Origin of the sequence: Paenibacillus sp. H1-7 (genome assembly GCF_022354825.1) — a bacterium.
GTDB lineage: Bacteria > Bacillota > Bacilli > Paenibacillales > NBRC-103111 > Paenibacillus_S.
Map to the genome: position 1 here is coordinate 4304157 of NZ_CP031168.1, position 13257 is coordinate 4317413.

The following is a 13257-nucleotide window of genomic DNA, read 5'->3' on the forward strand; positions in this document are numbered from 1 at the left end:
ATGGACATTGGAAACCTCCAGGTGACCTGATGGATATTCTCAAGGTGTATTTTATTTTTATTATGCTTCGACACGGATCCGGAATAGGTGTAAAAAAACTGACGCCGATAAGTATCGACGTCAGCTCAGCTCTCTGTTCTGTTATGTCACATCTCTACAGTCTGTGGTCGATGAATCATGCTGCTGCTTCTGTTATTTCGTACGATCCGTGAATACGTCGACCGTTTGCGTGATACTTCCGCTTGTAGCCATAACGGTAAAGGAAACGATCTGGCTGCCGCCTGCTCCCGGTACGTATTTGTATACGGCGGTTCCGGCTTTTTTGTCGACAACGATCTCAATGGTTCCTGGATTTGCTGGATCCGACCATTTGGCATTATTAATGCTGAAGCGGGTACCGAACAAATCAGCTGCACGGTATACGGAATAGTTTTTGAATTCAAACGCTCCATACTGGTCTTTAAGCTTTATGTCGCCAAGCGTCTTCTTCAATTGAGTTACGCCGTTAGCAACGGAATCTCCGGAATGGATCGACAAGTTGTTGAGCAGGGATAACCAGACCGTTTTTGATTTTCCGTTCTCCGCTAATGTGAAGGAAGCCACGTTCAGTGCATCCTTCTTCACTTGAACATTCGACAGATTGTATGGCTTATGTCCATTGCGGAAGGTAACGGCAACATTAGTCGTTCCTTCTTCCACACCGCGAAGGGCAATGGTATCGAAGGCAAGGGAATCCGATTTAGGTCGAGCTACCGGTACAGCGAATTTGTTTGTAGTGGATACACCTTGAATCAGGTTGTTAGGCAAACCGACATTTTCGCCTTTACTGTTTTTAGCGGAAACTTCAATTTTGCCGGCAAACCAGTTGGCCATCGCATCGGCCTCGGAAGTCGGTGCGACCAATCCAGGCAAAGCTAATTTAGATAAGTCAGACGCGACAGAGCCGGCTTCGAACGCACCCAAATACAAGTCATTCGTTGCGAACAATCCGTTGGCAAATGCTTTGACCTCATACGTCACTTTCTCTGCATCCTTGGAGTTCAACAGCTCGACTTCACGGGATACAGAGGACATTTGGTTTCTGCTCTTGCCGTCCATCTTGAACAGCGTAGCCGTCATTTTATACTCGCCTACGTTATCGTCGCCTGTAATCGGTGTGAAGGTTAAGTCGGCATCACGGATCGATTTAACGGACGTTTTGGATGCGGAGTACCCGTCTGCGCGAGTATCGTCACCAACGAAAGTAATCTTATGATTCGGTGAAGCCTTATCCGTATCCCACTGCCATGTAGGTGCGGTTGTGCTTGTTAGAGAGCCTTTGGTAAAGTACACGGCGTTCGTTACGGTTCCGGAAATTTGTTCGTAGCTGATATCGACCTCGTAGCCTGTGTAGTCCTTATCGAAATCATCGCCGTATTGGTCTTTAAATTTCAGCTTCATTTTGTTTTCAGTAATCATATTGTCAGTACTGACGTACAACGGAGTAAGGGACGGAACCATGAGCGGTTTCGGCTCGGAAGAGACGTACACTTGGTTCGGATAGCGTTTTTCCCCAATCCAAGTACTGTAAGTAGCCGACTTGTTGTTCTTCTCAATCGTCGCCGTAATAGTCAGCGTTCCTGCTTTTTCATCGTTTTCCCTGGTGCCTTCAAGCCCACCAATTTTAATTTTGCCTCTGCCTACGCCTTCGGTTTCAATAGATCTGCTTATTTTCACTCGGGCAGAACCGGAATCATCAATACGAATTTCGTTTGCAAATCTGACAATATCGTCAACGGATAATTCCTTGCCGTTTTTATCTTTTACAATGACAGGGAGGTAGACGTCCTCGTCACCCCAAGCTATCGAGGCGGCGCTTGGCTTGCCAAAGCTGATATCGAATGGCACATCGCTTGATACGATTTGCACTTTTTTCGTAGCGGTTTGTCCGCTGGAAGGCATTACAGAAAAGGTAACTTCATGCTCGCCAGGCAGCATGTCCGGATTGGCGGAAGCGGTTCTAATAATAAGATCAGGTCGGTTATCGCTATCCTCGTCTTCAAAGAAGCCGAAGCCTTTGTCGATCTTGATGCCGTTTTCCGTAATCGTGCCATCGAGTATTGCGTCCGCATCAGACACCAACAAGTTGGTTTGATCACGCAATAAATCCAGCTCAGTTACCAGCATTCCATATTGGTCATACGCTTTGTAGTCCAGATAGGCTTTGTCTCCGGCTTCGAGCTTCTTCTTGCCACTGATCAGCTTCAATTCACCCAGCTCAACCTTCGATACCAGCTGCTTGTCTCCAATCTTGAACGTTTTGTTGGCCTGTACGGTTTTCTCAGGAGTTAAGACCGTAACGGAAATGACATCATTGCGTTCCAAATCCGACGTGTTTATGGTGAATGATTGCTCCACGTTAGAAGCCTTTACCGTAAGATCTGAATTCACGCGAATGTCGAATCGCGCTGCCGGCAAATCGGTTTGCTCATTGTATTGGTTCAAAGCACGGAACGCGATAACGACCTCTTTGCCCAATGCTATCGTGTCAGAAGCCGTTGTAAATTCCAGCTTCGTTAATTTCTCGGTTTGTGCGGTTACGTCTGCAGAGCCTTTATCAACGGTTAAGCCTCCGTCCTTAACGGCTTCGAGCTTCACGTTGTAGACGCCTTCCGTCATTTTGGCATCGAGCGTCAATTCAACCTCGTTTTTATTGTCGTTCCATTTTGGCTTGGCCTCGATCTTGGTAGATCCACGGGTAACGCCGACCGTCAGCTTGGATGTATCTGCAATCGCTCCGTTCAGAGTGACCTTGATCGTTTTGGCTCCAGTCACTTCGGCTTTGTTGATCGATACTTTGGTGACTACCTCCGGTTTGGCAGCAGAAGCAAGCTGCTTCTTGGCTTCATAAGCGGAGAGCACAAGCAAATCGCGAGTGGCAGGGGTGGTTCCGTCAAATTTCCCGTTCGCTCCGTTAACCATCAGCTTCAGGTCAATGGCAACAGCTACATAGCCTTTAGCCCAATCGGATACGGTATCGTCCTTAACGCCTGCAGATGCTTTGACTTTCTCGTCCAGCTTCAGCCCTTTAACGAGGAAAGCAGCAAGCTGCTCCTTCGTCACTTCACCGCTTGGATTGAACAAGCCCTCTGCATAGCCATCCGTAATGCCGGCCTTGTAAATTGCCTCGATGAAGGGTAGAGCATACCCGTTAGACGGATCGTCTGAAGTAACGTCTTGAAACGTCGACTTTTTGAGCGATGCATCGGTTTTGAGCTGGAACACGAGGGCAGCTACCTTGGCGAATTGCGCACGGTTCATTTTCTCCTTCAGACCGAACTTGCCTTCCTCGATCCCGTTAAAAATGCCTGCTTTCAGCATGTCATCATACTTTGCTTTTGTAGCTGCATCCAAGTCTTTTAGATCGCTGAACGCTGTAGAATCCTTCGGTGCGTCCGCAGCCAAAGCTGCGACAGGTAACATCGAGAATGCCATGCTTAACGACAAAACTGCAGAAAAGAAATTCTTCATTGAAATGACCCCTCCATTAAAAATGATGTCAATGTATACTACCGCTCCATCCAGTATGTACTTGCTTTTTATTTATTTTTGAATAATCCATTCACTGCTTATGTAGAAAAATGCTATGCCTGCGTGTCCTCCTTTGCGTCTGTTGTATCTATGAATAAAGTGCAGGCATCGTCGGGTAGAAGAGGTAAATGCATGCAGCTTGTTTTCATAATTCTTTTGCTTGTAATAATAAATTACAAATGATAGCGTTTACAATATACAATTTTTAATTTTTAAAACAAGTTAATTTAAAACAAATCGATATTAACTTTGTACAAATAAGTTGACTAACGTACAAGGTAATGAAGACTTTTTACATTTAGTTCCAGTAGGGGTCTTTCAAGCGGATTCGTAATAACTGTTAAAGCTGAAAACCAATTGCACAAAGAAAGCTAAAGCAGCCATTGTATGAAAGAGGGAAGAGGCAAGTTATCCTATTCGTGTCAGTGGACCGGACTATCGGCTATCTGGTGAGGATCCGCCAATTAAACGCAGGTTTATTCGTGATGGGGTAGATATGAGGTTAATTGAACATTGTTCATTAATAGTCCAATCCGGAATTAACAAACGGATTCATCTCCCTTAAAAGGATCTTTACAGCGTAAGTGCAGGTGACAAGCAGTCTTTAGTTAATATAAGGCTGATAGAAGAATGAAAATTGATTAGGAAATTGACTCCACCTATTTCGATTAATACCAATTTTTGGTGTTACAAAAGGATGTCCGTTATCTCAAGCCGATCCGTTGTTACACATGGAAAAAACAGGATTTACATATTGATGTATACAACATATAATGTTTAATATACTTTGTACGCGTTATCGCAGCAAGAGGCTTGCACAAAATTAGGATAATAGTTGGATATTCATTTCGTCTCCAGCTGGATAGTTAGGATGATAGTGATAATTATCGTGATGGACAGGTCATTTCTGTGGCTAATGATCGTTTTGTAATAGCGTTAGAGATCGAGGGAGGAGATATTGTCATGACAGCGATTAAGGAGCTGCAGACACGGTTTGCTATTCCGGATCCGCATTTCGGTCCAGTGCCATTCTGGTGGTGGAGCGGTGAGGAAGTCACAGAGGAAAGGATCCGATGGCAGCTTCAAAAGTTTCGCGAAGGCGGGCTGCGCAACATTGGCATCATTCATCTGGCGCCAACTGGTCCGCAGTACGGATCTTGTGGAGACAGTCCGGTTTTTATGAGCGACGACTGGTGGGTTCTCTTCGAGGTGGCTTTGCGCGAAGCGGAACGGCTCGGCATGCGACTTTGGTTTTACGATCAGATCGGATTTTCAGGAGCCAACGAGCTGGCGCGTTTAGTTGCCTCTAATCCCGAGTTTTCCGGGTATCATTTGCGCCGTTATTTGCCTGAGGAAGAGCTTCCGGAAGGCGCGCAGCTGTTGCTTGAAACGCAAGCCTACCGCTATGCAGCCGTTCGACAGGGCTTTAACTGGCTGGATCCTCATGCCTCTGCGGCAATGCTGGACCGGGTACATGGCGAAATGGAGCGGCGATTTCCCAATGATCTAGGAAAGACGATTGCCGGCAGCTTTCAGGATGAACTGCCGCCATTACCCTTATGGTCGCCGGATGTACCTATACGGTATGCCGAGCTATTCGGGGAGGATGTCATCCCGCTCCTTCCGGCTTTATTCGATGATGAACCAGGCGCTGATGAAGTTCGCCGCCGGGTTTATCGCATTGCAGCGGAGCTGGCCGAGCAAGCGCTGTTTATTCCACTTGGAAATTGGCACCGCAAATACGGCATGCTCATAGGATGCGATCAGGCCGGCCCTGCACGCCGAGTTGATCTTCATGCCGCTCAACGGCTCTACCTGGACTATTTCCGCACCCATCGCTGGTACAACGCTCCAGGAGCAGATATGGAAGGGGAAATCAAACCTCATTCGTCCATGGTCCATTTGAATGGAGGCACCAGAGTCTGGCTGGAAGCATTTCATTCCAGCGGCTGGGGCGGAACTATCGAAGAGACGATGCATTGGCTCATTCCGTTCCTTCAAGCAGGGGTTACACTATTCAGCCCGCACGCAGTGTACTACTCGACTCGAGGAGGATGGTGGGAGTGGGCTCCGCCGGATACCGGGTGGAGACAGCCTTACTTTGAGCATTACGGCATTTTTGCAGATACGGTGAGTCGGGTGTGCAATCTGCTAAGCGTTGGCTCGCATGTATGCGATATTGCCGTTCATTATCCTTCCTATGCTGTTGTAGGGTATTTGTCTTTGGATGATATCAAGCCCCGTGAGCATCCCATGGCTGCTTCGAACCGAGACCCGAATAAGAAAGTGGCGCACCTCCGTGAGGTATATTTGGAAGTTACAGGGACTGTAAATCGACGTGATACAGCCATGCATCCTGGCGTTCTGCGGAGCAAGCATCTGGATTTTGACGTAGTCGACGACTCGATTTTGCAGCAAGCCGATGTTCAAAACGGACGGCTCGCTATTTCGAATGAGGCATTCTCCGTTCTGGTATTGTGCGGTACGACTATCATGGATGCAGAAGCATCCCGGCAAGTGAACCGTATGTTGGAGCAAGGCGGCTTAGTTATAGGAGTAAAGGTGCCTGAGGCGGAAAAATCCGCGCTGCCGGGAGCCATTTTTGTTCAAACAGCGGAAGAGATGGCGGCAATTATTGAGGAACGCTTACCCAAGCGAGTGGAGGGTCCGGGTATGTCTCTACAGCGCAGCACGGATGAGGCCGACGTCTTCCTGCTGCTGCCTGAGGACGGCAAGCTGCTTCGAATGCACCAGCCCGCGGATGAGTCAACGATGCTGCTGGACCGTGCGGAGTACCGGCTTTTGACGTCCGGCGTGCCTGAGCTCTGGGATCCTGTCAGCGGACGCATGGAGCCGATTCCTTACATCCGTGAAGGCGAGTGGATTCGGGTGGAAGCTGGATTTAGCGATTGGCCTGCTGCGTTAATCGTTTGTCCTTTTAGAACTGCCGCCGATGTAACCAGAATACCGGAAGGATTAAAAGAGGCTGTTTCACAGCCATTGGCTATGCGTTTCCCAGCGCAACCTGGAGAGTGGCCGGTTAATGCCGGACGAACGATCCTATTGGAGGAGAACTGGCGAGTTCGGGTAGAATCTACTCTGGATAACCGGTATGGAGATTTCGATCTGCATGGCACCCAACGTGGTATCATGCCGCCGGAAAGACGCGTTATGCAGGTACGCACGGAGCGTGATGGAGATTCAGGAATCGGGAACGGCTGGCATTTACCTGCTTATGATGATTCGGACTGGGATGAACGGTTATGGAGCGAGTCTGTCTATTGGCATGTATACAAGGGAGATTCGTTCCAGCCATCGGAAGCAAAGCCGCTTGTCTACAGCAATATTTTCGGGGATTTGGCGTTTCGATCGTGGGCAGGTCGGATGGGGCGCGTTCCGAGACGTTACCTTCATTTGGGTGACGCTGTAAAAGGAGAGACGGTTTGGGCACATACTCACGCAGTAGCCCCTAAGGCTGGACGCTATGGAGTGCGTGTGGAGAGCAACGCCGAAATCATAGGCTGGGTAAACGACTGTCTGATTGCATGGAGCGGCGGACCTGAAGAGAAAACAGCGTGGATCGATCTGAAGGAAGGGCCAAATACGATCTTGATCAAAGCCGAAGCGCTTTCAAACGGTTTGATTCGTGCGGGGATTGAGATCAATGAGACTTTAAGTGAATCGCTGCCGAAATGGCTGTACGTAAGCAATCCGAATCCAAACTCCAGTTTGCAAAAAGCATTGACAATCCCTGCCGGCAGCAAGGTCCGGAAGGTCCAGCTTGTATTCGCGGCAAGAGGCCGAGTTGTCCTCGAGGTGAATGGCGTACATGTTTCGGAGCACGGAGACTTTAATCCATACATACGGCAAGGTCAAGAGGAGGTAGACGTTACCGAATTTTGTCGCAAAGGTGAAAATGTCGTTAGGTTCCTGATGCCGGAAGGTGAGGGCGTAGTGCTCGCCGATGGGCGAATCGAGCTGCTGGATGGAAGTTCCTTGTCCTTCTGCACCGGACTTGATTGGAAAGATGAACGTGGGGAAGCTCCTGGTATTTTACATAAAAATGTGCTGCATTTTGCAGAAACGGAATCGCTATGGATCAATCCTCGTCCGCATCCATTGCCTGGCGTAGGTTGGCTTATGCCGGAGTCTGTACCCGTTTCACCGCCTGTGTCTTTTGCAGCGGACTTAGCTTCCATAGGTCAACCTGTATGGCTGCGCTTTCCACTTCCAGTCGGTGCATGCGGTATGCGTCTGGAGACGACAGGGCAGGGGCGAGTGAGCGTTTGGATTGACGGCCAAGAAGTGCCTTTTGCCGGAGGAAGGGCTTCATTTCCGCCACAAGCAGCAGGGGCAATCGCAGCCGTAAGGATCGAACCAGAGGGAACACAGACGGAAGCGGCTGTTCTAAGTGGTCCTGTGCGTTTTGATGTCGTTCCTTATGAGGGGAAGCTTGGCGACTGGCGTACGGCACTGCAGCTTCCGCATCATAGCGGAGCTGTAGAGTATGAAACGACGCTTCATTTATCTGAAGCCGGTGAAGCAACGCTTGAGCTTGGTCATGTCAGAGGTACAGCTGAGGTATGGTTTGATGGCAAGCCGATCGGTATCCGTGTGTGGAGACCGTATCGATTCATGCTAGGATCAATATCGGCCGGGACGCATCGGCTTCGAATTCGTGTGACTAACACACTGGGTACTCATTATGAGAAAGGCCGCCCAACCAGCTTGGTCGGAGCCAACCCGGCGGTGACATATTGGGATCGCGAGCATCGGCCCGAATGGCAAGCTGCATTTCCGACCGGCGGTTTGTATGGGCCAGTGCGAGTTGTTTTAAAGTAATTTAATGAAAAAAAATAATTAAAATTAATGGAAAACATTATTAACGGAAATTAAACTCAAACAAAACACAAACAAAACATTGAAAAAACATAATTTATTAAAATTAACTCAAACAAAACAATTAAAAATCCAAACCCCCAAAAATATAATATTTTGGGGTAACGGAAATTAAACTCAAACAAAACACAAACAAAACATTGAAAAAACATAATTTATTAAAATTAACTCAAACAAAACAATTAAAAATCCAAACCCCAAAAATATAATATTTTGGGGTTTGGAATGATTTAGCATTTATCCCCATATTACATTTGCACAAAACCCGTATTTTGTACATATGTCTGAAAGTCGGCTAAGCGTTTGCATATAGTTGAAACACACTACTACTCGCGAATTGGAACTTTATATCATAAATGATACATCCGCATGATGTTTGAATACTGTTTTTGGCAAACTTCTTTCTATCATTATTTTAATTACAAGCCATTGGTAGAAAAAATTTAAACACATCTCAGTTGTTATTCGATTTATAATCCAGTGAAACATTTTTCGATTATCGACATCATAGAGATTTGTATGGTTAAACAACTTATTAATATAGTCTATTAAATATCTTTCAAAAAGTTGAGTCGCAAATTCTGTGCCTAGGTATTTTCTGGGGTTTGCTTCATCCCCTCTTCTTACATCGTAAAAATGATCAGTCCGTAGCAGTGTATGTTTCCAAAATACATAAGCATATGCATATGGACAAATGGGCGGATATCCCCCACCATTCTCCTTCATCCATAACTCTTGAAGTGTAAGTATACAGACGTGATGGTTTTTTAGGAATTTTTTCTTAATGTACCGGTCTATTGTTTTATAGCATTGTTTATTTTCGTTATATATTTCGTCTTTAAAGTTCTGACTAGAGTAATACTCTCTTTTAGTTTCTTGTTGTTTAGCTCCATCAAATCTGGAAGTTATTGTTGGTGCAAGACTAATCATTTCAATAGACGTAGATTGAGGAAAGAATAAGATTCGATTAGGCTTTCTCATTCTCACTCCGTCAAACCATTTATTGACTGAGTCATCTCTAGTATTCACTGGATAATTCCATTCTGACCAGTGTATCAAAGTAAAATCTGCTAGCTTGTAACCACATATGCAAGTGAATGCATCACTCAAACCTTTATCACTTAACATAAAAGGTATTTTTTTAAAACATCTGGGACAAGAATCTGCCAAATCAATTTGATGGATTGGGCATCGCTTTACCAATGAAAATTGATGTAGCCAACTATGATAATGCGCATTCGTCAAATCGTCGTTAGTTTGCCATAGCATAAGGAGTGGGCCTTCCGGTAAGGTAAGGAATGCAATACGGTCTCCATCGCGGCTACTTAATCGAAACCCCAACTGTTCGGTATACCATGAGATTGCCCGATCCATTTGCTGCACAGGAATTTGAACATGTTCAAGTGATGTGAGCATAAATTTTCACCTCGAGATAATTTATTTACATAAATTCGATAGAATCGACCCAACTCCTCCCAGTTCATTCCACAATACTGCCCGTTAACGTGCGGCTGCCGATCTATGCCGGCAACCACGTCTTAGTTGATTATTAAACTATCGTACCCGTTAGCTTAGCGGTTACAGTCTTTTTGCATTATTAAATCTATGTATGCCAAATCCTTTGAAGTCAGAAGCTAATATTGCTTCTCTAAGAGGATATAGATTCGTTGTGAATCTTAATTCGACTCCTTTTTGGATTAATCTCTCCAACAAGTTCCCATACGTATCAACTGACTTAGGCTTCACTACTTGACGAGAAATATAATAACCAGCAGTCTTGTCAAAAAGCTCAAAGCCCTCATCATCAAAGCAGTATCTAAAAATGGTCTGCTTTGAAATTCTTGTATACCAATCACTTTCTACAGTAACTATGGTCTCAGCAAATGTATTGTTAAAGAAAAGTTGCAAATGTTGGTCCGCCGTCGCCGCGTCTCTCCTACACACAATTCGAGGACAATCCCTCGGGAAATAGTATGTAAACTCATGCTCTTCATCAATTGCCCAAACAACCGCAGGAAAATCCGGTCGATTTTGTTTCTCTTTAGGTACAAATATTTTGATTCTATCGTCCTCGCTAAAATGAAAAAGCACGTAAACCCTCCTCATTAGATTTACCTATAAATTCCATGTAGCATTGAATTATCCTGCCCGTTAGCGTAACGCGGCTGCCGATCTATGCCGGCAGCCGCATCTTGGTTGATTATTAAATTATCGTACCCGTTAGTTCAACAAGAAACTGTCTTTGAAATAGATACACTGGTTATTCTAACTGATTTACAAAATGAGTCCCGTAAGCGCTAGAATGCTCCCATCCATATTCGAGTTTCGTATCCGTTTCTAATAAGAAGCGAACCCACGTTAGACCAGTAAATGATGGATTACTGTGAAAGCCTTCAAAAGAAAGCAGAACCTCTGAAGGATATTCTGGATCCTTTGTTATTAGAGGATTATTGACTGTCCAGGCAGAACCCAGTAAATTAATTAGCTGAAGTGTTTGAAAAACAGCTGCCTCCATAGTCATTTCATCTTTTAATTTACTTACAAACGTTACTCCTAAAAGTGAAGGCTCCTTTTTCGATCTTTCAAACTGTTTTGACACAATTGGGTGACCTGTTCTTACTTCAATTTGATTAATAAGTCGATTTGCCTTTTCATCATTTTTTACTTTAAAAAATGCATTCCAGATTATCTGAAATTTCATGATTACTCCTATACCTTTCGTATATTTTCAACCAACTGTATTTACATAATAATACGCCAATGAACTTATGGGATAATGTTTTGTGTCATCAGATGAATGACGAATGTTATTATTTGGATTATAGTATATATAGAGTGTGCTAACTCGGCTGAAGAGCGTGCAAGAGCCGGACGGAAAAACGACGAGTTATACGTTCAACAAGGCGGCAACCGGGAAAGAGGTTTCGATGATGAGGTTCGTTGTGACAATAAATTATCATTCTGCTTGGCGTTTTAAAAGTAGGTTGTACGGCACGTTACTTACTTTAACCATCGTGCTCATGGCAATTACGGCTTGCTCAGCTGATACAAGCGTACCGCCAATTAGTACGGAAAACACGCCGGCAATTCAACCAACGGAATCCGTGGGGACAGATCATGTGGTTTCGGTCAGTCATGAGCCGGAAGGTAAACCAATATCAGCCGATGTCAGGGTACATGCCTTTGATACATCATACTTCGACCAAGTTACTGCTGCTTACAAAAATGCACCGGCGTTAGTCGATACACAGCCTTATTTTGTGGAGATTGAAGACAGCTATCAAAAACTGACATTCGTATATAAACTTACAAGTCCACTCTTAGATGTTCCACAATTGCTATCAGACGCGGGCTATGGGCCGATTACCGATAGCGCTTTAATCAATAGGATTTTTGGCAAAACGGAAAATGACGTTTATGGCCGCGCAAGCGATAACACTCTTATGACATGGTCGGTTGAACATGGCATAGACGACAATCTGACAGTGGTCTACGCGAATTCATCAGATGGAAATTTACCCAATATAATGGCGGAGCCTAAAGTAAAATATGTGTTTGACCCATCCCTCATCAACAAGGTTATAAATGTATATAAGGATACAACGCCGGATTTCAGCGTACCGATTGGTACTCCGCCGAAAAAGATGGATATTGCCGCTTTGGATGATATGCTGACGTTGAGCTTCTTCGTTAATACTGATAGCAGAGACGCTCATATAAAATCGATGCAAACCACATTGGAAACGGCAGGATTTACACAGAGAGGCGAATTTTTTCACGGCTACGTATACAAGAAGGGAAAGATTATCGCAAGATATGACTATGGCGATCCAGTAGATGGTGTTTCGGGAGTTAGTGTGACTTTGTTTTATGATGCCTCTTGGTTAACGAATGAAGGGTAACTAAAACATTTATGGTCTTTTAACCGCAACCCCGAAATGAAAAGTATCTCATGTTACTTTTCCATACTGGCAAGGAACGCAATTGGAATAAACACGCCGTTTTTTATGGTGGCTCGACCCTGGAAATAAAACAGCGAGGATTCGAATCGTATCGTCAGTTATCAATATCTTTTTCATCAAACATCCTGCTTTCTGAATATTTACTCTCACCATTATACTACCAAATACGCGATTTTTACCTCTACCTTACAGACGATGCTCATTCGACGAGACCATTTTATAGCTTAGAGGAAAAACGCTGATCCCGTCCTCTACTCAATAAAAATAGGGAGTAGCTGCCACACGGCACATTCCTCCCTTTTCATTTAACTATCGTACCCGTTAGTTCAACGAACCCATTTAACTACATTATAAAATAAAAGATACATGTTATTCTTTTCGATAGTCCTTTTCAATTCGATATTGCATGATTAACCCCTTATTACTAAAGACATACACTCTGGAACATTGCCATACATCATATTTAGGCTGCACATCGAAAATATCCCCACCATCTTGAATATTTTCTTGTATGAGTTCCCATTCGAGATCGGTAAATATAACTAACTGTATTTCGTTTGGAACAATGGAATTAGATAAAGCCTTGCCACAATCGCATTTGAACATAGCCATTTCATTCCTCTTCTTTGATATTAAATTATTGAAAACATGGGTTTCTCCCGTACCCGCTAGTTCAACGCATTACGAATCAGATAAAAAATTTCTTCAATTTTCTGGATTCTCCCCACTCCACATCAAGTTCAAGCTTCCCATCTAACCCCACGAATGTAGGCAGTAACTGGAGGTAAGAGTGGAAGTATTTCGGGATCATAGTTACATATCGTAC

At 44.7% G+C, this 13257-nt stretch carries 7 protein-coding genes; 2 read left to right on the forward strand and 5 right to left on the reverse strand.

The window, feature by feature from the left end:
- Positions 1–192: 192 nt before the first annotated feature.
- Positions 193–3510, reverse strand: coding sequence for an S-layer homology domain-containing protein (locus DVH26_RS19085; RefSeq protein WP_239624156.1), 3318 nt, complete (start codon positions 3508–3510; stop codon positions 193–195).
- Between the two features lie 1023 nt (positions 3511–4533).
- Between DVH26_RS19085 and DVH26_RS19090 the strand changes: the two genes are divergently transcribed.
- Positions 4534–8412, forward strand: coding sequence for a hypothetical protein (locus DVH26_RS19090; protein ID WP_239624159.1), 3879 nt, complete (start codon positions 4534–4536; stop codon positions 8410–8412).
- Positions 8413–8814: 402 nt separating this feature from the next.
- On the opposite strand, the gene DVH26_RS19095 is transcribed toward DVH26_RS19090, so the two are convergent.
- From DVH26_RS19095 to DVH26_RS19105, 3 genes are all read right to left on the reverse strand, one after another.
- Positions 8815–9885, reverse strand: a complete 1071-nt coding sequence (locus tag DVH26_RS19095; RefSeq protein ID WP_239624161.1) for a VOC family protein — start codon at positions 9883–9885, stop codon at positions 8815–8817.
- A gap of 162 nt (positions 9886–10047) precedes the next feature.
- Positions 10048–10560: a DUF6886 family protein gene (locus DVH26_RS19100; RefSeq protein ID WP_239624164.1), complete on the reverse strand. Its 513-nt coding sequence runs from the start codon at positions 10558–10560 to the stop codon at positions 10048–10050.
- Between the two features lie 169 nt (positions 10561–10729).
- The gene (locus DVH26_RS19105) at positions 10730–11170 is read right to left on the reverse strand and encodes a hypothetical protein (protein WP_239624166.1); all 441 of its coding nucleotides are present in this window, start codon (positions 11168–11170) and stop codon (positions 10730–10732) included.
- 241 nt (positions 11171–11411) lie between these two features.
- Here DVH26_RS19105 and DVH26_RS19110 point away from each other — a divergent pair, with 241 nt between their 5' ends.
- Positions 11412–12371, forward strand: a complete 960-nt coding sequence (locus DVH26_RS19110; protein WP_239624169.1) for a hypothetical protein — start codon at positions 11412–11414, stop codon at positions 12369–12371.
- 429 nt (positions 12372–12800) lie between these two features.
- Here DVH26_RS19110 and DVH26_RS19115 read toward each other — a convergent pair whose 3' ends face one another.
- Positions 12801–13043 (reverse strand): hypothetical protein, encoded by a 243-nt coding sequence (locus DVH26_RS19115; RefSeq protein WP_239624171.1) that lies wholly within the window; start codon positions 13041–13043, stop codon positions 12801–12803.
- Between the last annotated feature and the right edge of the window lie 214 nt (positions 13044–13257).

Excerpts from the sequence above, each read along its gene's own strand:
- DVH26_RS19085 (WP_239624156.1), bottom strand. The coding sequence starts at position 3,510 with ATGAAGAATTTCTTTTCTGCAGTTTTGTCGTTAAGCATGGCATTCTCG.
- DVH26_RS19090 (WP_239624159.1), top strand. The coding sequence starts at position 4,534 with ATGACAGCGATTAAGGAGCTGCAGACACGGTTTGCTATTCCGGATCCG.
- DVH26_RS19095 (WP_239624161.1), bottom strand. The coding sequence starts at position 9,885 with ATGCTCACATCACTTGAACATGTTCAAATTCCTGTGCAGCAAATGGAT.
- DVH26_RS19105 (WP_239624166.1), bottom strand. The coding sequence starts at position 11,170 with ATGAAATTTCAGATAATCTGGAATGCATTTTTTAAAGTAAAAAATGAT.
- DVH26_RS19115 (WP_239624171.1), bottom strand. The coding sequence starts at position 13,043 with ATGGCTATGTTCAAATGCGATTGTGGCAAGGCTTTATCTAATTCCATT.